We start from the raw sequence: 19,200 nt of genomic DNA on the forward strand, positions 1-19,200 counted from the left end.
AGACCATGAATCTGCTTTGTAAACTATCGTTCTCCCTGGTGTTCGTGCTGGCCGCGCTGTCGCTCCGGGCCCAGGCCGTAATCGACCTCTCGGCCTATATCGACGACGAGACGGCCGCGCAGCTCGGTGACAACAACGCCGCGGCCCTCAAAAACAAGATCAGCAAGATCATCACCCGCAACGGCATGGCCGATGCCGCGGGGCTTTTCGTCGTCACGCCGACGCTTACGATCACCGACGACGGGGCGGTCGATACGGGGATGACCACGCTGCACGTGCTGCGTGCCGACCTGACCCTGTCGGTCAAAAATCTCTTCGAAGATACGGTTTTTGGCAGCCAGACCATATCGCTCCAGGCCAATGGCAAAAGCATGGAAGCCTGTATGCGGTCGCTGATCAATAAGGTGAACGTCAACGACGCGCGTTTCGCCAAGCTGATCGGTGACGTGCAGCAGGGCATCGCCGACTATTATACGCGCCAGATGCCGAAGATACTCGCCAAGGTCAACTCACTCGTCGCCCGTGAGGAGTACGAGGATGCGATGGCGGCGCTGGCCGTGATTCCCGAGAGTGTCGACGAATACGAGGCGGTCGAGGAGCTCAAGGTGCAGGTCTACGACAAACTGCTCGCCGGCGAGGTGACCCGTGCCGTTGCTCAGGCCGATATTCTGGTGCGCCAGGGCGATATCGACGGGGCGCTGGAGTTGTGCCGTGCGTGCAACCCCGTGAGCCCGAACTACGGTGAGGTGATCCGGTTCCTCAACCGCCTCGATGCGCAGGCTGCGGCGGCCGAAGCCGCGGCGATGGAGCAGGAGTTGCGGAAAATGGATGCCGAGGCAATGCGCGCGCGGACGCAGCAGGAGGCTGCCGTCGAGGCGCAGAGCCTCAAGGCCGAGCGTGCCGAGTCCTCTGCCAAGAAGGGCAAGTCGCTGGGTGAATGGCTCTTCGGACTCTGACCGAACGATTGTCTGATTAATCTGGAAGTACGATGAAAACCTGTCCTGTTTGCGGAAATAGAATGGAGGATTCGCAGCACCTATGCCCGGATTGCGGCGCCGACTACGTCGAGGCCGTCGTCAACGATATTGCCTCCGGTGCGGGGGCGGATTCCCGGCTGATGCTCGCGAGCCTCGAAGAGGGGCTTGCCGGGCTGGATGCCGTGCCGCTGCCCGCCCTGGGCGATACGGCCCGTAAGATGCTCCCTGCGCTGTGCGCTGCGGCGCTGGTATTTTGCCTGCTCGCCGGGGTCGCTACGGGCGCCAATATCTTCTACCTGCTGGTCGCCGTCGCGCTGGTGCCGCTGGCCGTGTCGCTGCTTGCCCGTATGCAGGGGAAACTGCGGTTGAGTGCCGGCGAAGTGGTCGTAAGGGCCGCAGCGCGGGTCTTTGCCGAGGATGCCGCTTCCGTGCGGGAGCGGTTTGCCGGAGATGCCGAGGTGCTGGCCCGGCTCGATGCCATGCAGCTGCGGCTGGATGACGCCCTTGCACGGCAGGCGTCGGCGCATGCGCAAAACCGCCGCAAGGTGACGGTCATTGCGGCCGTCGTGCTGATTTGCTGCTCTGCGGGTGCAGGGGCGTTGGCCGTGCGAAACCATGCTGCCCGCAAGGCCCAGGCCGCCTATGCGGCGCAGCCCGAGTGGGTCAGGTTGCGCGACAGCTACGCCGACACGGCCGGGGACGACGAATATGCGGGCAAAGACCTGCGGATCGCCGTCGTGCGTGCCATGCTCGCCGACGGGCAGAGCGCTGCGGCCGAGGATTTTTTCTTCGCCCATTGCCAGGGCAAGGTCGGGGATGCCGATTGCGCCATGTTGATCGCCGGCCATTACAAAGCGAAGAAGGATGCCGTTGCGCTCGACGCCTTTGTCGGCAAGGTGTCGCTGCGCTACGATTCCGATACGCAAAAGGTTAAATCCCTAACGAAGTGACCCGATGAAGCGTTTATTACCTATTTCGCTGCTTTTGGCGGCACTCTGCATCTCGACGGCGGCTTTTGCCCAGAAGGACAAGGTCGTCGAGGCGAGCAGCAAACGGAAGCCGGCATGGATCGGCAGTTCCGACCGGTCGCATTTTGCGGTGACGGAGGTGGGGGAGACCCTTGCCGCCGCCTCGGGGAAATGCATGGCCTCGATCCGGCAGTATATCGTCAATGCCGTGGCCGTGAATGTCTCGTCCGCCGAGAAGATGGCGACGCGCCAGATCACGCGCGACCAGCTGGTCTCGGCGATGAGCGATTATTCGTCGGTGCTGATGACCGAGGCCGGACAGCTGCCCTACCTGAACGACATCACCCTCTCGAACGCCGAGGCGGTCTACTGGGAGCGGATATACAGCAAGAAGACCAAGACCTACCGCTATGAATATTCGGTGCTGTACCCCTTTCCGGAGCAGACGCGGCGGCAGCTGATCGAGGCTTTCGTGGCCATCGACGACGCCAAGCAGGCCGAGTATGAACGGCTGCGGCGCGAACTGGGCACGATTACGGACATAGACCGTATCCGGCTGGCGGTAAACGAGCTGGACGGGTTGTACGACTATTTCTTCGACGCCACCCGCAAGGGCGATGTCGAGACCCTGCGGCGCAATTACCGGGCACTGTACAATGCCGTGTCGATCGAGGTGGAGTCCGAGGCGCCGGGCGAGTGCGTCTATTCCCTGCGGCTCGACGGCCGTCCGGCCACGACCGCCGTGCAGCCGCGCCTGAAAAGCGAATCGGTGCTGGAGATGGCCGTCAAGCCCTATGGCGACGGCCGCTACCTGCTCTCCTATGACCCGCAGTACGCTTCGCCGACCGATATCAACAAGATCGAAGTGCTCTACCTGTTCGGCGGTGCGCGCGTGTCGCAGACGATCTTTTTCAATCCGGCCGGGGACGCCGTTTCAGTCCGGCCCAAGGGCACGCTCAGGATCGAACAGTCCGGCGGGGTGATCCGCGGGACGATGCAGCTGCGCGTAAGCGGGACGGCGGCCGAGGTGCGGCGGATCGTGCTGTTCAACCCGGCCGACGGGGCCCGGATCGTGGCTGAAAGGATCGAACCCCCGCAGCTCGCCGGGGGCGATTGCAGCGTAACGTTCGAGGCGCAAGGCTCGATAAGCCCCGCAACCGACGGGGTGGACGTACTCAGGGGAAGCATCGGATTCGGGAATTCCGCCGACGGGAAGGCCTCCGAAGCCGATTTTACATTGCACTATAAACTTACAACCAAATAATCCGAAAGATGAAAAGAACCCTTATTGGAGCTATCGCTCTCCTGCTCGCTGCCGGCGCCGTGTCGTGCAGTTCGTCGAAAAAGGCCTCCGGGCCCGCTGCCCCTGCGGGCATGGTCGAAGAGGCTATTCCGCTCAGCGGCGCACAGTACCGCAGCAATGCCGAATATTACCGTGCCGTGCAGAACGGCGTGAGCACCGAGCGCAGCACGGCGCAGAAGATCGCCATGCAGAATTGCCGCCAGGATCTTGCCGCGGCCATCCAGGCCGATGTGAAGCTCGTCATCGAGAACTATGTGAAGAACCAGGATACGGGCGTTTCCGCCGAGCACAAGTCGCAGTATCAGGAACTGGCTTACACGGCCGTCGGCCAGCAGTTGCGCGACGTGCAGGTCGTCGAGGAGAAGATGTTCCGCCAGGACAACGGCTCGTTCCGTTACTATGTCTGCATGCAGCTTCCCAAGGCTGCCCTGGAGGCAGCCATCGAGGATGCGATCGCCAAGGATGCCAAACTCAACCTGGAATTCGACCGCGCCCAGTTCAAAAAGATCTTCGAGGAGCAGATGGCTGCTTTCTCGCAGCAGTAGCCGTATTGGCCGGCACATGTCCAATCGAGAGACGGCGCTCCCCTCGGACGAGGGAAGCCGCCGTCTTTTACCCGTAACAGTTCCGCCTATGAAACGCTATCTGACCCTGTTGCTGTCGCTGCTTTTCGTGCTTCCCCTGCCGGCGCAGTCCCGCCGGGAGGCGTTGCTGGAATACCAGGCGCGCCGCAGGCAGGCCTATACCGAATTCCGGGACAACTACCGCAAGGCGTGCGCCGACTTCATGCGCAAGCGCTGGGAGGCTTTCCGCGCCGAGGCTCCGGTACCCGTGCCCGAACGCCGGGAACCCGACATCCCCGTTATGAAACACCCGGATGCGCCCTCTGTGCCGACGCAGGACAGGATGCCTTACGACAAGGTGGTCGACCTGCCCGAGCCGGCTCCGGAGATGCCCGATGCGCCCGGGATTGCGGAAACTCCTGTGCTTCCCGGCAAACCCGCCGCGGGAAAGGGGGCCGGGGATAACGGTGTGCAGCAGGGGCGGAAACCCGTCGCGGGGACGGACGACGCGGCTCCGGCGGTGGACGTTTCGCATCCCTTCAAGTTCACGTTCTACGGCACGGGCTGTTCCGTATCGCTGGCTGCGAAACACCGCTTCAACCTCGCCTCGGTGCAGGAGAACAGCGTGGCCAATGCCTGGGAGGGTGTTTCGGGAGGTGCATACGATGCCGTGGCGGCGGAGTGCGTGGCGCTGAAAAAGGCGCTGGGGCTCAACGACTGGGGCTATTACGACCTTGTGCGGACACTCGCCGACGGATTCTGCGGCCCCAAAACGAACGAATCGGTCGTCCTGCAATCGTTCCTGATGGCCGAGGCGGGCTATAAAGTGCGCATGGCGCGCGGCGGCGGCCGGCTGTTCCTGTTGCTGGCCACCGACGGGCAGGTCTATGCCCGTCCCTATTTCAATATCGACGGCCAGGTATTTTATATCCTGGACGATGTCCCGCGGGCCGCGTCGTACAATATCTGCAATTTCACGATCCCCGGGGAGCGGCCTTTGTCGCTGGCGATGCCCGCGCCGCCCCTCTTCGCGCAGAACCCCGCGGCGCCCGCCGTCCGCAATTTCGACGGCGTGGTTTCGACGACGGTGACGGTAAACCGCAACCTGATGGATTTCTATACGAATTATCCGCCCTGTCACTGGAGCGTCTATGCGGCCACGGCGCTTACTGCCCCGGTGTGCGGGCAACTCTATCCCCCGCTGCGCGCCGCAGTGGCCGGGAAGGGCGAGCGCGAGGCGGCGGAACTGCTGCTGCACTACCTGCACAGGGCTTTCCCCTACAAGACCGACGAAGCACAGTTCGGCATCGAGCGGACACTCTTCGCCGAGGAGATGTACTACTATCCGTACAGCGACTGCGAAGACCGTTCGATCCTCTTTGCGCGGCTGGTCAAGGATCTGCTGGGGCTGGATGTCGTGCTGCTCTATTATCCGGCGCATATCGCCGCGGCGGTATGCTTCAAAGGCGAGGTGAAGGGCGACTACATGCAGCTCGGCAACAAACGCTATGTAATCTGCGATGCGACCTATATCGGTGCCGGCGTGGGCGAGGCGATGCCCGACCTGAAGCGTACGCCGGCCCAAGTCGTCCGGATTGATTAACCCTTTAAAACCGATTCGCGATGTTTTGTCCCAATTGTGGAAAGAAATGCGGTGATAACGACCTTTTCTGCGGGGGCTGCGGCACCAGGCTCCCCGCCCGCCCGGTGACGGCATCCCCGGCGGCAGATGCGGCACCCGTTGCCCCGGCTGTCCGGGCTGCGGGCGATACCCCGGCGGCTTCGGCCTCGCATGGCGCCGGAATCCCCTCGGGATGCGGGGCGGCATCCGCCGCAAGCGCCCGGGCAGCCGCCCGGGCCGGAAGCGGCGCGGCCGCGGGCTCGAAGGAGCCGGCGGGGCCTATGGCCGAGGGCGTCATCTTCACCAACCTGCAGGCTCTGGCCCGCAAATTCGGAACCGATGCCGCGGCGGTGCGCAAGTTGCTCGCCGCCTATGCCGAAGCATCGGCGGCACACGGCATCCGTTACCGCATCGTCGATGCCGGCGACTATGTTTTTCGCAACCCCGAGGCCGGGCGCAACCGCGCCGTGACGCTTTCACCGGCCGATTCGTGGGTCGAACACGGTTACCTGCTGGCGGACTATTACCGTTTCGGGCGCAGCACGGCCGACGATGAAACCAACTACCTGTTCATCGTCGGAGGCGCCGATGTCATTCCCATGCCCGTCCTGCCGCAGTATATCACCGATCCCGATTACAGCGATACGGATATCGACTCCGATATCCCTTATGCCTACCTGCTGGGCGAGCGGACTTACCCCATGCTGGGGACGGCCGAAATTTTCCAGTACGAACAATATTTCCATACGGGACGCCTGCCGCTGGCGCATGACGCGTCGCTGGACGACCTGGCCGGATACCTGCGCCGCGCGGCCAAAGCCCCCGGTTCGATGGCCGTGGGCAGGGCTTACGGGCAGACCGACCTCACGTGGCTTTCGGCCTCAGCTTCGGTCAGCGAGCCTTTCCGCCGCAACCGACTCTTCCGGGGCGACGTGCGGCTCGATGAGCGTATCTATATGCAGAACCTTTTTGTCAGCCCCTGCGTCGAGCGTTCGATCGTCGACAAGGTTTTCGACCGGGGTGCGGACTTCTACTATTTCAACCTGCACGGCAGCGATGCCCCGACCGCATGCAGCTTCTATGCTTCCTACCAGCAGCAATGTTACGAGGCAGTCACGCCCCGGCAGCTGGCGTCCGCTGAGAAACCGAACGTGGTGGTGACCGAGGCGTGCTATGGCGGAAAATTCCAGGATTACGGCCGCGGCGAGACGATGCTGCTCGCGGCGATGGGCGACATGACGCTGCTCTACCTGGGGTCGTCGCGCATCGCGTGGGGTGCTTCGAAGAGCAGTTCGGCAGCCGACCTGGACAATGCCGACCGCCTGACGAACGTCTATATGGCCAAATTGCTCGAGGGGTATACGGCCGGCGAGGCATTCTACATGGCACGGCAGAGCTTCTTCGATTATAACGACGGTTACTTTACGCCCCACCAGGCACTTACGATCGTCGAGTTCAACCTTTTCGGCGATCCGTTCCTGCATGTGGGCGTGCGCCGGGAGGGGGCGAAGGCGCATCCCCGGGCGGTCAAGGCGCTGGCGAAAGGCGCAGTCAACGCGGTCGTCGAACGCAAGTGCGTCTATGAAGCCGCTCCGGCCTCGTTGCTCGACCGGGTGCGCAGCGCCGTCGACCGCAACCTGTCGCTGATCCGCGCCGCTGTCGACCGGCAATTGTACGAACAGCTGGGGGTCGAACCGCGCAGCCTGTCGACCGTCACCCGCATGAAATACGGCAACGGCGACGAGTTTTATGCCTTCAATTACCTGCAGACGGACGGTACCATAAAGAGCTGCCATACGGCGACCGCCGACCTGAACGGAAACGTGAAATCAATCATATCAACCAAATAGAACGACTACTATGAAATGCCAGAATTGTAATTCCGAACTCCTGGAGGATGTGAAGTTCTGCACGACGTGCGGTACGCCCGTCGCCGCTGCGCCCGCAGGCCCCGTGTGCCCGAAATGCAATGCCCCGATGCTGCCCGACGCCAGGTTCTGCACGACGTGCGGCGCGGCGGTCGAACCCGCCGCTGCACAGGCGTCCCAGGCGCCGGACGGGCAGGCTGCCGGAGGCGGCGAGCTCGCCACGGTGAAACAGAAGATTTTCTGGAATATCCAGAAAGGCGAAGTCGCCTGCCGGGTCAATGAATCGGAGTTTATCCGCTACGATTCGGCGCAGGGGCTGATCGTAAACGACGGCACGACGGCGTATATCAAGGCCAACGGCAAGGTGCTGGCCGAAATCCACGGGGGCATCTACGATTTCGTAGACCCCGACGAGCTCAAGCGCGTACTCGAAAGCCGTACGGGCGGGGCTGCGGGGCTGATGGCCGGCAGCGGCCGTTTCCTGATAAACGCCCTGCTGGGACGCCGCGTGAAGGACAAGTTCGACGACAAGGACGCTCCCGAACGGCAGCGCTCGCTCGATGCCGTGATCGAGAGCATGAAACGGCACGAGGCTTTCTCGCTGCTGCTCAAGCTCGACAAGAGTTTCTCGCTGGTATTCGGTTCGGGAACGGCCGAGGATATGGCCGAGTTCAGGCCGATGTCCGTGCGCACGAAACTGCTGGACTTGCAGGTCGGTCTGCGCGTGATTTTCCGTATCGCAGATTTCAATCGTTTCGCCGAATATTTCCTGACGGACGAGCCCGTCGCCACGACCCGCAGGATTGCGGAGAAGTTGCAGCCCGTAATGCAGAATGCCGTGCAGGCCGTGATGCAGGATCGCCAGGTCGAAGGCACGTCGATCCCGGCGGAGGTCGCCGAGGCGATCACGGCCAGGATTGCCGCTTCCGGCGACCAGTTCTACGGCCTTGCGCTGGAGCGCGTGGCCGAAGTGGTGGCTTCGAACGAAGACCTGGAACGCCTGCGCAGCCTGAGCCGCGAACTTTACCTTTCGGAGCAGGAACTCGACTACCTGCGCCGCACCAACGATTTCCGCAACCGCCTGGCTGCGGAGACCAATTCGCAGGCTATTGCCGATGCACGCAGTGACATGCAGCTCTATGAGGGGTTGCAGCAGGTCAATAAAGACCGCCTGCTGGCCGACGACGAGCTGGATAAGTTCTACACCGTGCTTTCGCGCGAGAAACGGATCCGCGATGCCCGCAGCGAGGACGAGGTGGAGGCTGCACTGGCCGACATCGAAAAGACCGGGCTGCTGCGCGAAGAGGACGTCGACAACCTGCGCATCGACGTCGCCGAGCGCCGTTACCGCCGGGGCGAGGCGATCAAGCTCATGCAGCTGCGCGACCAGATCGAGTTCGAGAAAGTCCGCACGGCGGGCGAAGGGCAGGTCGCCGTGGAGCAGATGCGCCAGGGGCTGGAGTTGCAGGAGCTGACGCTCGCGCATCGCAAGCGCGAGGACGAGTATTCCGACGAACGCCGCGCCCGGGAGCGCGAGCTGCAGCGGGCAGACCGCCAGTCGGAGATGGAACTGGACAATGCCGAGATGGATGCCCAGATCGAACGCCTGCGCAAGGTCAAGGAGCTCAACCGCGAGGACAAGAAGATGGATTTGGATCACGAGCGCGAGATGGAGCGCCTGAAGCAGGAAGCCCTCGACAAGAAGGCGCGGATGACGGCCGAGCAGCTGATGGCCGTGGCTGCGGGCGAGAACCTCGATTCGCAGGCCGCGGTGAAGTTCGCCGAGTCGTTCTCGGCGGGAAAGAACGCCGAACAGGTGCAGCAGGCCGCCGATGCCCGTATCGCCGATTCGCAGCGCCACGAAGACCGTATGTTGGAGATGATGCGCGAGATGAAGGATATGGCCACGACCATGACCGGGCACATCGTCCAGAACAAGGATGCCGAACGCGACCGTTACCGCGAACGGATGGAACGCCAGGAAGACCGGGTGGACAAGACGCAGGACAGTGCCCTCGAATATGCGACGCGCAACAACCAGCAGGCGGCCGCAAAGCCCCAGGCGCAGGCTCCCCAGTCCGTCGGGCGGGTATGTCCCGACTGCGGTACGGTAGCCGTGCAGGGCGTGCGTTTCTGCGCCAACTGCGGGCGGGATCTAAAATGAGCACGGCCATGGAGAGATACCAGGGAGTAATACTGATCCGGTTGCAGAATGCCGGGTCGAAATCCGAAGGGCATTATGCCTTTCTGGTGCGTGACGACGACATGAGCGTCGTGAAGCTCTGCCGCGAAGGCGCGGCGCCGGCCAACGACCCCTATTTCGTGCCGTTCGACCGGCAGGAGGTCGTCGTCACGGGAACCATGAGCCACGGGTGGCTGGTCGCCTCGGCGGTCGAGCAGGCCGTTGCCGGGGATGAGGCTGATAGTGAAACCGAAGAAAACAACGAACAAGCATGAAAACATGTCCCAAGTGCGGTTACGATAAACTCGCCGATACTGCCCGCTTCTGCCACAAGTGCGGTTGCGACTGCGCCGCAGCGGAGGTGAAACGCACGCCGGCGGCCGAGGCGCCGGAAGCCGCGCCGCTCGTCGGCGATAAGAACCTGATCAATGAAAGTACGATCATCGGCAAGCAGGAGAAATACGAGGCGTCGAACATCACGATCCACAACAACATTACCGAAGACGACTCGCGCAAGACCATCGTGTGTGCGGTTTCCGGTAAGTGTATTTACGTCGACCACAGTGTCGTATGTCCGAAATGCGGCAAGCAGGTGGCGTTGGAATATTATGTCGAGGCGTCGAAGCGCTGCGAAAACTGCGAGCGGCAGGCGCACGAGGAGTACCGCGCATTCGTCGTGCGGACGACGGGGGCCGGGCCGCTCGATGCGGCGTGCAAGCAGCAGTTGGATGCCGAGGCGCAGCGGTTGCGGATAGACGCCGCGACGCAGGCTTCGATCCTCAGGGCGCGGCAGCAAAAGCCCGCCGGGAAATCTGCCGAGCTCACTTCCGTGCAGCGTGCCGAACTGGAGGCGGCCGTGTCGCGCCTGATCACGGCGACGGAGCCCGAACCGGCGCAGAAAAGCCTCGAAGCCCTCACCGTGCTGCACGAAAATTCGTCGAACTACGAGGCCGGCTACTGGTATTTCCTCGCGCGGGCGGTCGTCTGCCCGGAGGAGTCGGTGAAGGCTTACGAAGAGGAGCTCACCGACGATTACTGGCAGCGGTTCTGGGGGTTCCTGGGCTACTGCAACACCGGGTCGCCCAAAGGCGGGGCTGCGGTCGACCGCCTGAGGTCGGTGTTCGGCCAGCGCGAGGACGACATCCGGCTGGCCGAGGCGGTCTATTACCTTGCACGGGGATTCGATGCGTTCGAGACCTCGATGCTGGGACGTGCCGGGGAGCTAGCCTCGTCGGTGCGGCGGGAGTACCTTTCCAAGCCGTTGATACCCATCTACGATACCTTGCAGCGGCTTGTCCGCGAAAATATCCGGCTGGAGGAGAAATACACCCCGATGGAGACTTTTGTCTTGGTGGATGTTTTCCGTGCCGGGAAGTATATCGAATACCTTTGTGCCGAGCAGGCGCGCAAGGAGCAGGAAGCCCGTGAGGCCGAGGCGAAGCTGGAGCGCGAACGCCGGGCCGCCGAGCAGGCCCTCCGCCGGAAGCAGGCCGAGCTGTCGGCCGACCGCTCCAAACGTATGGAGCAGGAGATGGCGCGCCTGGGCGGTGCCAAACCTGCGGCGACGCAACAGGCGGATTCGAAAGCCTTTGCGGGCTACGAGACGGTCGTGCCGGGGACGAAGAAGCGGAACTGGGGAAAGACGATCCTGATCGTGGTGGTATGCCTGATCGCGCTGATCGGGCTGCTGTTCCTGATCCCGGCTCCCGAATCGCTGCAATAAGAGGCAGGGGTGCGGTTGCGGGCCCGTCGGGGGGGGCTGTTCCCGGTAGATGGACTCGGGTTGCGGACTTCGGGGGCGGGCCGTTGCGGCCGACGAAAATAAACCGGGTAGGGTTTTTCCCTGCCCGGTTCGTTATATTCTATTCCGCGGATGCTGTCCGGTGGAGCGGCGGACGCATCTTCGGGTTCAGATTTTGTCCAGTTCGACGGTGAAATGCCGCAGGATCGGGGCTTCGAAGGTGATGCGGTAGCCGGTGGTGATCTCTGCGCGGCGCTCGTAGATGTTGCGGCAGGCCGCGGCGATCACGCGGATGTGGTTGTCCGAGTAGACCCGCCGCGGGATCGCCAGGCGCAGCAGTTCCAGCCGCGGGTAGCGGTTCTCGTGCGTGTCGGGGTCGCGGTCGGCGAGGATCGAGCCGATCTCCACGCCGCGGATTCCCGCCTCCAAATAGAGTTCCACGGCGAGCGTTTGGGCGATAAACTGTTCCTTCGGCAGGTTGGGGAGCACTTTTTTCGCATCGACGAAGATGGCGTGTCCGCCGGCCGGCCGCTGGTAGGGTACGCCGTAGTCGTCCAACAGGTCGCCCAGCAGCTTCACCTGGCGGATGCGGGCGTCGAGCTGTTCGTATTCGGTATTTTCGTCCAGCCCCACGGCCAGCGCATCCATGTCGCGGCCCGACATGCCGCCGTAGGTCACGTAGCCCTCGAACATGATGCTGAAGGTCATGGCCTGCCTGTAGAGCTCTTCGCTGCGCATGGCCACGAATCCGCCCATGTTCACCACGCCGTCCTTCTTGGCCGAGATGGTCATGATGTCGGCATAGGTGTAGATTTCGCGGACGATCTCCTTGATGGTCTTGTCGGCGTAGCCTTCCTCGCGGGTCTTGATGAAATAGGCATTCTCGGCGAAACGGGCCGAGTCGAGCAGCAGGGGTACGCCATAGCGGCGGCAGACTTCGGCCGTTTCGCGGATGTTGCGCATCGACACGGGCTGCCCGCCTGCCGTGTTGTTGGTGATGGTCAGCACGACGCACGGGACTTTTTCGCGCGGGTTCTCGCGCAGGATTTTTTCGAGCTTGGCGATGTCCATCTCGCCCTTGAAGGGCAGCTCTTTCTGGGTGTCGGCCGCATCGTCGATCGTGCAGTCCACAGCGTGGCAATGGCGGAATTCGATGTGCCCTTTGGTGGTGTCGAAGTGGGAGTTGCCCGGGACGATGTCGCCCGCCTTGAGCAGTGCCGAAAAGATCACGTTCTCCGCAGCACGCCCCTGGTGCGTGGGCAGGAAATAGGGCATCCCGAAGATGCTTTCGATCGTCTCCTTGAGCCGGAAATAGGACGAGGCTCCGGCATAGCTTTCGTCGCCGGTCATCATGGCCGCCCACTGGCGGTCGCTCATCGAGCCTGTGCCCGAGTCGGTCAGCAGGTCGATCGTGACCTGGTCGCTGCGCAGCTTGAAAAGGTTGTAGCGGGCTTCGCGGATCCATGCTTCGCGCTCCGCACGTGTGGAGGTGCGGATGGCCTCGGTCATCTTGATCTTGTAAGGTTCTGCATACGGAAGTGTCATAGAAAAGAGCGTTTTAGGTTATAAATTGTTGTTCTTTTCCTCAAAATTATAAAAATATTTTGAGATATTTGACATCGGTATTATATTTGTGTAGGCCGGTGTGGATTTTCTTAAACTTTTTTACCGCATGGAAAAGTATCGTTGCACCGTCTGTGAATACATTTACGACCCGGAGTCGGGTGACCCGGAGAACGGCATCGACCCCGGTACGGCTTTCGAAGACCTGCCCGACGATTGGGTATGCCCGGTCTGTAACGAGGGCAAATGGGCATTCGAACCGCTCGAAGCAAACTAAAACGGGATGGCTATGATTAAGTTCAACCTCATTGTTTCACTTTTAATTTTACCTATTATGGCAACAGACATTGCAGCACAGGCACGGTTTACCCCCAAGGAGCTGCCTTATGCTTACGACGCTCTCGCACCGCAGGTCTCCGAAGAGACGCTGCGCTTCCACCACGACAAACATTACGTGGGGTATGTGAATAAACTCAACGAGCTGATTCTCGATACGCCTTACGCCCGGCAGCCGCTGGAGGACATCGTCGTTTCGGCCGACGGCGCGATTTTCAACAACGCTGCGCAGATGTGGAACCACGAGTTCTTCTTCGACCAGCTTTCGCCCGATGGCGAGGCGCGTCCGACAGGGGCGTTGCTGAAGGCCATCGACGCGGATTTCGGTTCGTTCGAGCAGTTCAAGGCCCAGATGGAGAAGGCTGCCGTCGGCCTTTTCGGTTCGGGATGGGCCTGGCTCGCCGAGGACAAATCGGGCAAGCTGGCCATCGTCACGGAGCAGAACGCCGGCAACCCGATGTGCCACGGCATGAAGCCGCTGATGTGCTTCGACGTATGGGAGCATGCCTACTACATCGACTACCGCAACCGTCGCGCCGACGCCGTCGCCGCCCTCTGGGATCGCATCGACTGGAAGGTCGTCGCAGACCGTTACGAAAAGAAATAAGGGTTTGTTTCTGTTGGAAATGCCGCCTCCGGTTTTCGGGGCGGCATTTTCTTTTGTGCTGCAGGCAAACCTTTCGGGCACGGCCTTTCGCAGTTGCCGGGGCGGAATATACCGGGCGGGGCTCGTTGCTATCCGCCGGGCCTGTTTCCGGAGTATTACCTGAATCCGGCTATGGGTGTTTTTGTACTCAAAATTCATCATTATGTACGTTTTTTCGTCCATGGATTCCGTTTTCTGCGCGAAAGAGTGTATCTTCGCAGCACGAAAATAGTAAGGTCGAAATGCTGGAGAGGATTCAATATGCTTTGTTCATCTTGCTTTTTGTCTTGGCAGGAAGCCTGGATGGCGCTCAGGTTCAATCCGGTAGGGTAGTTTCGCAGCCCGACCGAATTTGCCAGTCCACTCTCCGGACGCCGGTTCCGGCACACAATTGTTTCACGGCGGCAGTCTTCACCTGCGACGCTCCGATCGAAAATCCCGTCCAACCGTCCGCCCAGAAGGCGATCGTCCGTCTGCGCCATGATGCCCGGGCCATGGCGTCGGCCCGCGGGCTGTCCTGCCGTCCGGCTTATTCGGACTGCTTCGACCTGCATCCCAAGCCGGTCGATTATTATGTCTTTTCGCTGGGGCGTATCCTGATTTAGCCGCTGTTCCCGTTCCCGTTTTGCCGCATGTTCCCGGATGAGGATTTTTTCTCCCGGAGATGCGTTCGTGTTTTCGTGTTCCGAGTAAATTCGTAAAAACGATAGGTTATGTATTTTACGCTATTGGTGGTCGTCATCCTGACGGCTATTGCGCTGGTCGCAGTCGCGCTGGGTATCGCCCGCGCCATATCGCCGCGCTCGTACAACCCGCAGAAAGGCGAGGCGTACGAGTGCGGTATCCCGACGCGCGGACGGTCGTGGATGCAGTTCAAGGTGGGGTACTACCTGTTCGCGATCCTGTTCCTGATGTTCGACGTGGAGACCGTCTTTCTCTTTTCGTGGGCGGTGGTCGTCCAGGATCTGGGGATTTACGGGCTGGTGAGCATCCTCTTCTTTTTGGTCGTACTGGTTTTGGGCCTTGCATACGCATGGCGGAAAGGAGCTTTGGAATGGAAATAAGGAAGCCTGAGATAAAGGCAATGAAATACGAGGATTTCAATGACAACGAATACCTCGAAAAGATGGCGGCCGAGCTGCGCCGCGAGGGTACGAACGTGATCGTAGGGTGCCTCGACGAATTGATCGAGTGGGGGCGCAGCAACAGCCTCTGGCCGCTGACTTTCGCCACGAGCTGCTGCGGGATCGAGTTCATGGCCGTGGGGGCGGCCCGCTACGACTTTGCCCGGTTCGGGTTCGAAGTGGCCCGCGCCTCCCCGCGCCAGGCCGATTTCATCATGGTGGCCGGGACGATCACCCACAAGATGGCCCCTGTCCTGAAGCGCCTCTACGACCAGATGGCCGACCCGAAGTATGTGATCGCCGTCGGGGGATGCGCCATCAGCGGCGGCCCGTTCAAGAAGTCGTACCATGTGCTGAACGGCGTGGACAAGATACTGCCGGTCGATGTCTATATCCCCGGGTGCCCGCCGCGCCCCGAGGCGATGCTCTACGGGCTGATGCAGTTGCAGCGCAAAGTGAAATTACAGCGGTTTTTCGGCGGGGTGAACAAGCAGATCGGCAAGCAGGAGTACGAAGAGCTGCTTCGCCGGGATCTGACGGCCGAAAAAAACGATTTGAACGTGGAAGGAGGAGAAAAACAATGAATATCAGAGAGAAAATAACGGCCTGGGAACCCGGGGCCGTGTGGTCGGAGGCCGGGGACGGGATGTTCACCGTCCCGGTGGAGAAATTCCACGCCCTGGCTGCACGCCTGAGGGCCGAGGGATTCGATTTCCTGCGCAGCCTGACGGGCATGGACTGGGGCGAAGAGGGGTTCGGGGCGGTCTACCACCTCGAAGCCACCGCGACGGGCGAGAACGTCGTGTTGCGGACGCTGACCCCCAGCCGCGAGAAGTGCGGGCTGCCTTCGGTCTGCGACCTGTGGAAGGCCGCGGAACTGAACGAGCGCGAAGTCTTTGACTATTTTGGCATCGGTTTCCTGAACCACCCCGACATGCGGCGCCTGTTCCTGCGCGACGACTGGGTGGGGCACCCCCTGCGTAAGGATTATGACCCGGGGCTCAACCCGTTGCGCATGACCAACGAAGTGTCGAAGGACAGCGCCCCGAGCTTCGAACTGACGGCGGACGGCAGCTTCATCCGCCACCGCAACGTCTTGTTCGAGGAGGACGAATATGTCATCAACATCGGCCCGCAGCACCCCGCCACGCACGGCGTGCTGCGTTTCCGCGTGTCGCTCGAAGGCGAGATCATCCGCAAGCTCGACGTGCATTGCGGTTACATCCACCGCGGCATCGAGAAGATGTGCGAAAGCCTGACCTACCCCCAGACGCTGGCGCTTACCGACCGCCTCGACTACCTCGGGGCGTCGCAGAACCGCCATGCGCTCTGCATGTGTATCGAGAAGGGGTTGGGTGTGGAGGTGTCCGAGCGCGTGCAGTACATCCGCACGATCATGGACGAGTTGCAGCGTATCGACTCGCACCTGCTGTTCTTTGCCTGCCTCTGCATGGATATGGGGGCCCTGACGGCCTTTTTCTATGGGTTCCGCGACCGTGAGAAGGTGCTCGACATCCTGGAGCAGACCACCGGCGGGCGCCTGATCCAGACTTACAATACGATCGGCGGCGTGCAGGCTGACATCCATTCCGATTTCGTACGGCGCGTGAAGGAGTTTATCGCCTACATGCGCCCGACGCTGCGCGAGTACCACGAGGTGTTCACGGGGAACGTCATCGCCCGGGAACGCCTGAAAGGCACCGGCGTGCTGACCCGCGAAGACGCCATCTCGTTCGGTGCCACGGGCGGTACGGGGCGTGCTTCGGGCTGGGCGTGCGACGTGCGCAAGCGCCATCCCTACGCCATGTACGGCAAGGTGGATTTCGAGGAAGTGCTCTACGACGAGGGTGACTGTTTCGCCCGTTACATGGTGCGTATGCGCGAGATCGAACAGAGCATGGACATCATCGAACAGTTGATTGACAACATTCCGGAAGGCGAATACCAGTTGAAGATGAAGCCCGTGATCCGCATACCCGAAGGCAGTTACTACGCCGCCGTCGAGGGCAGCCGCGGGGAGTTCGGGGTGTTCATCGAGAGCCGCGGGGAGAAGTCGCCCTACCGCATGAAGTTCCGCTCGACGGGGCTCCCGCTCGTGTCGTGCCTCGAAACCATTGCGCGGGGGACGAAGATCGCCGACCTGATCGCCATCGGCGGTACGCTGGACTACGTCGTGCCCGATATAGACAGGTAGCCGGATGTCGCTTCCGGGTTTATAAGCCCCTCCCCTTGAGGCGGGAGCGGGATAAAAAAGGAAAAACTTACAGGTATGTTTGATTTTAGTATAGTAACGAGCTGGGTTCACGGGCTGCTCACGTCGCTGATGCCCGTGGGGCTGGCGGTCTTCCTGGAGTGCGTGATCGTCGGTGTCTGCCTGCTGCTGATGTACGCGGTGATCGCCATCCTGATGATCTTCATGGAGCGTAAGGTCTGCGCGGCGTTCCAGTGCCGCCTGGGGCCCGTGCGCGTGGGGCCGTGGGGTACGTTGCAGGTGATCTGCGACGTGTTCAAGATGCTCACCAAGGAGATCATCACCATCCGCCGCTCGGACAGGTTCCTCTACAACCTCGCGCCCTACATCGTCATCCTGGCGTCGGTGCTGGCTTTCGCCTGCCTGCCTGTGAACAAGGGGCTCGAAGTGCTGGACTTCAACGTGGGCGTCTTCTTCCTGATGGCGGCCTCGTCGATCGGCGTGGTCGGCATCCTGCTGGCGGGGTGGAGCTCCAACAACAAGTATTCGCTCATCGGCGCCATGCGAAGCGGTGCGCAGATGATCTCGTACGAGCTGTCGATCGGGCTGTCGATCCTGACGATCGTCGTGCTGACCGATACGATGCAGTTCTCGGAGATCGTCGCCCGCCAGGCCGACGGCTGGTTCATCTTCAAGGGGCATGTCCCGGCGCTGGTCGCCTTCGTGATCTACCTGATCGCGGGCAACGCCGAGGTCAACCGCGGGCCGTTCGACCTCCCGGAGGCCGAGTCGGAGCTGACGGCAGGGTACCACACCGAGTATTCGGGCATGCACTTCGGCCTGTTCTACGTCGCCGAGTTCGTCAACCTGTTCGTCGTCTCGGGCGTTGCGGCCACCATCTTCCTCGGGGGATGGATGCCGCTGCACATCCCCGGCTGGGAGGGCTTCAATGCCGCCATGGACTACATCCCCGGCTTCGTCTGGTTCTTCGGCAAGGCGTTCTTCGTGGTGTGGCTGCTGATGTGGATCAAGTGGACTTTCCCGCGCCTGCGTATCGACCAGATACTGACGCTGGAATGGAAATACCTGGTGCCGATCGGGCTGGCAAACCTGCTGCTGATGGTCATCGTCGTCGTATTTAAACTGCATTTTTAGTCATGAGTAGCTATATCAAAGGACTTTTCCACGGGTTGGGAACCTTGCTGACGGGTATGAAGGTGACCGGGCGGGAGTTCTTCACCAAGAAGGTCACCGAGCAATACCCCGAGAACCGGGCCACGCTCAAGATGTTCGACCGTTTCTGCGGCGAGCTGACCATGCCCCACGATGCCGGGGGGAAGAACAAGTGCATCGCCTGCGGCCTCTGCCAGTCGGCATGTCCCAACGAAACCATCCGTATCACCACCGAGATGGTCACTGATCCCGAGACGGGCAAGTCGAAACGCCGCCTGGTGCTTTACCAGTACGACCTGGGGTCGTGCATGTTCTGCCATCTGTGCGTCAACGCCTGCCCGACGGGGGCCATCCGTTTCTCGACCGATTTCGAACACGCGGTATACACGCGCTCCAAGCTGGTCAAAACCCTGAACAAACAATAAGCCATGGAGATAACACTCGAATTAATCGTCTTTACGGTGTTGGCGGTCTTTACGGCCGTGAGTGCCGTGCTGGCCGTGACGACCAAGCGTATCCTGCGCGCGGCGACCTACCTGTTGTTCGTGCTGTTCGGTACGGCGGGCATCTATTTCCAGCTGAACTATTCGTTCCTGGGCGCCGTGCAGCTGCTGATCTATGCCGGCGGCATCACGGTGCTGTACGTATTCTCGATCCTGCTGACCTCGAGCCAGGGCGACAAGTCGGAGGACATAAAGGGCTACAAGCTGTTCGTGGGGCTGGCGGCGACGCTGCTGAGCCTCGGGGTATGCCTCTACGTGACGCTCCGGCACGATTTCATGCCGTCGCATTTCGTCCACGGCGAACTGGACGTGCAGACGATCGGCCACGCGCTGATGAGCAGCGGAAAATACGGCTACGTGCTGCCGTTCGAGGTCATCAGCATCCTGTTGCTGGCCTGCATCGTCGGCGGAATCCTCATCGCACGCAAACGCTAAAAAGAG

At 61.4% G+C, this 19,200-nt stretch carries 19 protein-coding genes; 18 read left to right on the top strand and 1 reads right to left on the bottom strand.

What is annotated here, in order from left to right; translation table 11 throughout:
* Window positions 1-5: 5 nt before the first annotated feature.
* The 9 genes from B3C38_RS00960 to B3C38_RS01000 all read left to right on the top strand — a co-directional run bounded on the left by B3C38_RS00960 (window position 6) and on the right by B3C38_RS01000 (window position 11,205).
* Window positions 6-956, top strand: coding sequence for a hypothetical protein (locus tag B3C38_RS00960; RefSeq protein WP_286724371.1), 951 nt, complete (start codon window positions 6-8; stop codon window positions 954-956).
* 32 nt (window positions 957-988) lie between these two features.
* Window positions 989-1,927, top strand: a complete 939-nt coding sequence (locus tag B3C38_RS00965; RefSeq protein WP_286724374.1) for a hypothetical protein — start codon at window positions 989-991, stop codon at window positions 1,925-1,927.
* 4 nt (window positions 1,928-1,931) lie between these two features.
* Window positions 1,932-3,209, top strand: coding sequence for a hypothetical protein (locus tag B3C38_RS00970; RefSeq protein WP_286724377.1), 1,278 nt, complete (start codon window positions 1,932-1,934; stop codon window positions 3,207-3,209).
* A gap of 8 nt (window positions 3,210-3,217) precedes the next feature.
* The gene (locus B3C38_RS00975; protein WP_130065212.1) at window positions 3,218-3,793 is read left to right on the top strand and encodes a hypothetical protein; all 576 of its coding nucleotides are present in this window, start codon (window positions 3,218-3,220) and stop codon (window positions 3,791-3,793) included.
* Window positions 3,794-3,881: 88 nt separating this feature from the next.
* The gene (locus B3C38_RS00980) at window positions 3,882-5,414 is read left to right on the top strand and encodes a hypothetical protein (protein ID WP_286724381.1); all 1,533 of its coding nucleotides are present in this window, start codon (window positions 3,882-3,884) and stop codon (window positions 5,412-5,414) included.
* Window positions 5,415-5,434: 20 nt separating this feature from the next.
* Window positions 5,435-7,282 (top strand): C25 family cysteine peptidase, encoded by a 1,848-nt coding sequence (locus B3C38_RS00985; protein WP_153918840.1) that lies wholly within the window; start codon window positions 5,435-5,437, stop codon window positions 7,280-7,282.
* A gap of 10 nt (window positions 7,283-7,292) precedes the next feature.
* The gene (locus tag B3C38_RS00990; RefSeq protein WP_286724385.1) at window positions 7,293-9,464 is read left to right on the top strand and encodes a zinc-ribbon domain-containing protein; all 2,172 of its coding nucleotides are present in this window, start codon (window positions 7,293-7,295) and stop codon (window positions 9,462-9,464) included.
* Window positions 9,465-9,472: 8 nt separating this feature from the next.
* Complete coding sequence (locus B3C38_RS00995) at window positions 9,473-9,757, top strand: hypothetical protein (protein ID WP_286724387.1); 285 nt, start codon at window positions 9,473-9,475, stop codon at window positions 9,755-9,757.
* Entirely contained in the window at window positions 9,754-11,205 is a 1,452-nt protein-coding gene (locus B3C38_RS01000) for a zinc ribbon domain-containing protein (protein ID WP_286724389.1), read from the top strand. Before B3C38_RS00995 ends, B3C38_RS01000 begins: the two co-directional genes overlap by 4 nt.
* 186 nt (window positions 11,206-11,391) lie before the next feature.
* On the opposite strand, the gene B3C38_RS01005 is transcribed toward B3C38_RS01000, so the two are convergent.
* Window positions 11,392-12,768: a tryptophanase gene (locus B3C38_RS01005; RefSeq protein ID WP_195664590.1), complete on the bottom strand. Its 1,377-nt coding sequence runs from the start codon at window positions 12,766-12,768 to the stop codon at window positions 11,392-11,394.
* 127 nt (window positions 12,769-12,895) lie between these two features.
* Between B3C38_RS01005 and rd the strand changes: the two genes are divergently transcribed.
* From rd to B3C38_RS01050, 9 genes are all read left to right on the top strand, one after another.
* The gene (gene rd, locus B3C38_RS01010) at window positions 12,896-13,063 is read left to right on the top strand and encodes a rubredoxin (protein WP_022331860.1); all 168 of its coding nucleotides are present in this window, start codon (window positions 12,896-12,898) and stop codon (window positions 13,061-13,063) included.
* Between the two features lie 57 nt (window positions 13,064-13,120).
* On the top strand, window positions 13,121-13,729 hold the full coding sequence (locus tag B3C38_RS01015; protein WP_167496245.1) for a superoxide dismutase: 609 nt from the start codon (window positions 13,121-13,123) through the stop codon (window positions 13,727-13,729).
* Between the two features lie 281 nt (window positions 13,730-14,010).
* Window positions 14,011-14,373 (top strand): hypothetical protein, encoded by a 363-nt coding sequence (locus B3C38_RS01020; RefSeq protein ID WP_018694682.1) that lies wholly within the window; start codon window positions 14,011-14,013, stop codon window positions 14,371-14,373.
* A gap of 108 nt (window positions 14,374-14,481) precedes the next feature.
* Window positions 14,482-14,832 carry an NADH-quinone oxidoreductase subunit A gene (locus B3C38_RS01025; protein WP_018694683.1) on the top strand — a complete coding sequence of 117 codons (351 nt, stop codon included), beginning with the start codon at window positions 14,482-14,484 and terminating at the stop codon, window positions 14,830-14,832.
* The gene (locus B3C38_RS01030; protein ID WP_026318159.1) at window positions 14,823-15,476 is read left to right on the top strand and encodes an NADH-quinone oxidoreductase subunit B; all 654 of its coding nucleotides are present in this window, start codon (window positions 14,823-14,825) and stop codon (window positions 15,474-15,476) included. Before B3C38_RS01025 ends, B3C38_RS01030 begins: the two co-directional genes overlap by 10 nt.
* A 62-nt stretch (window positions 15,477-15,538) precedes the next feature.
* Entirely contained in the window at window positions 15,539-17,086 is a 1,548-nt protein-coding gene (locus B3C38_RS01035; protein ID WP_055202947.1) for an NADH-quinone oxidoreductase subunit C, read from the top strand.
* A 75-nt stretch (window positions 17,087-17,161) separates the two neighbouring features.
* Complete coding sequence (gene nuoH, locus B3C38_RS01040; protein ID WP_022331857.1) at window positions 17,162-18,238, top strand: NADH-quinone oxidoreductase subunit NuoH; 1,077 nt, start codon at window positions 17,162-17,164, stop codon at window positions 18,236-18,238.
* 2 nt (window positions 18,239-18,240) lie between these two features.
* A complete protein-coding gene (locus B3C38_RS01045) occupies window positions 18,241-18,681 on the top strand; it encodes a NuoI/complex I 23 kDa subunit family protein (RefSeq protein WP_022331856.1) in 441 nt (146 codons plus the stop codon).
* 3 nt (window positions 18,682-18,684) lie between these two features.
* Window positions 18,685-19,194: an NADH-quinone oxidoreductase subunit J gene (locus B3C38_RS01050; protein WP_018694688.1), complete on the top strand. Its 510-nt coding sequence runs from the start codon at window positions 18,685-18,687 to the stop codon at window positions 19,192-19,194.
* The last annotated feature ends 6 nt before the right edge of the window (window positions 19,195-19,200 follow it).

The sequence above is a fragment of the Alistipes sp. UBA1686 genome, assembly GCF_002320215.1.
Lineage (GTDB): Bacteria > Bacteroidota > Bacteroidia > Bacteroidales > Rikenellaceae > Alistipes > Alistipes onderdonkii.

What these genes read in the sequence shown, in the direction of transcription:
- B3C38_RS00960 (WP_286724371.1), top strand. Translation starts at nt 6, where the DNA reads ATGAATCTGCTTTGTAAACTATCGTTCTCCCTGGTGTTCGTGCTGGCC.
- B3C38_RS00965 (WP_286724374.1), top strand. Translation starts at nt 989, where the DNA reads ATGAAAACCTGTCCTGTTTGCGGAAATAGAATGGAGGATTCGCAGCAC.
- B3C38_RS00970 (WP_286724377.1), top strand. Translation starts at nt 1,932, where the DNA reads ATGAAGCGTTTATTACCTATTTCGCTGCTTTTGGCGGCACTCTGCATC.
- B3C38_RS00975 (WP_130065212.1), top strand. Translation starts at nt 3,218, where the DNA reads ATGAAAAGAACCCTTATTGGAGCTATCGCTCTCCTGCTCGCTGCCGGC.
- B3C38_RS00980 (WP_286724381.1), top strand. Translation starts at nt 3,882, where the DNA reads ATGAAACGCTATCTGACCCTGTTGCTGTCGCTGCTTTTCGTGCTTCCC.
- B3C38_RS00985 (WP_153918840.1), top strand. Translation starts at nt 5,435, where the DNA reads ATGTTTTGTCCCAATTGTGGAAAGAAATGCGGTGATAACGACCTTTTC.
- B3C38_RS00990 (WP_286724385.1), top strand. Translation starts at nt 7,293, where the DNA reads ATGAAATGCCAGAATTGTAATTCCGAACTCCTGGAGGATGTGAAGTTC.
- B3C38_RS00995 (WP_286724387.1), top strand. Translation starts at nt 9,473, where the DNA reads ATGGAGAGATACCAGGGAGTAATACTGATCCGGTTGCAGAATGCCGGG.
- B3C38_RS01000 (WP_286724389.1), top strand. Translation starts at nt 9,754, where the DNA reads ATGAAAACATGTCCCAAGTGCGGTTACGATAAACTCGCCGATACTGCC.
- B3C38_RS01005 (WP_195664590.1), bottom strand. Translation starts at nt 12,768, where the DNA reads ATGACACTTCCGTATGCAGAACCTTACAAGATCAAGATGACCGAGGCC.
- rd (WP_022331860.1), top strand. Translation starts at nt 12,896, where the DNA reads ATGGAAAAGTATCGTTGCACCGTCTGTGAATACATTTACGACCCGGAG.
- B3C38_RS01015 (WP_167496245.1), top strand. Translation starts at nt 13,121, where the DNA reads ATGGCAACAGACATTGCAGCACAGGCACGGTTTACCCCCAAGGAGCTG.
- B3C38_RS01020 (WP_018694682.1), top strand. Translation starts at nt 14,011, where the DNA reads ATGCTGGAGAGGATTCAATATGCTTTGTTCATCTTGCTTTTTGTCTTG.
- B3C38_RS01025 (WP_018694683.1), top strand. Translation starts at nt 14,482, where the DNA reads ATGTATTTTACGCTATTGGTGGTCGTCATCCTGACGGCTATTGCGCTG.
- B3C38_RS01030 (WP_026318159.1), top strand. Translation starts at nt 14,823, where the DNA reads ATGGAAATAAGGAAGCCTGAGATAAAGGCAATGAAATACGAGGATTTC.
- B3C38_RS01035 (WP_055202947.1), top strand. Translation starts at nt 15,539, where the DNA reads ATGTTCACCGTCCCGGTGGAGAAATTCCACGCCCTGGCTGCACGCCTG.
- nuoH (WP_022331857.1), top strand. Translation starts at nt 17,162, where the DNA reads ATGTTTGATTTTAGTATAGTAACGAGCTGGGTTCACGGGCTGCTCACG.
- B3C38_RS01045 (WP_022331856.1), top strand. Translation starts at nt 18,241, where the DNA reads ATGAGTAGCTATATCAAAGGACTTTTCCACGGGTTGGGAACCTTGCTG.
- B3C38_RS01050 (WP_018694688.1), top strand. Translation starts at nt 18,685, where the DNA reads ATGGAGATAACACTCGAATTAATCGTCTTTACGGTGTTGGCGGTCTTT.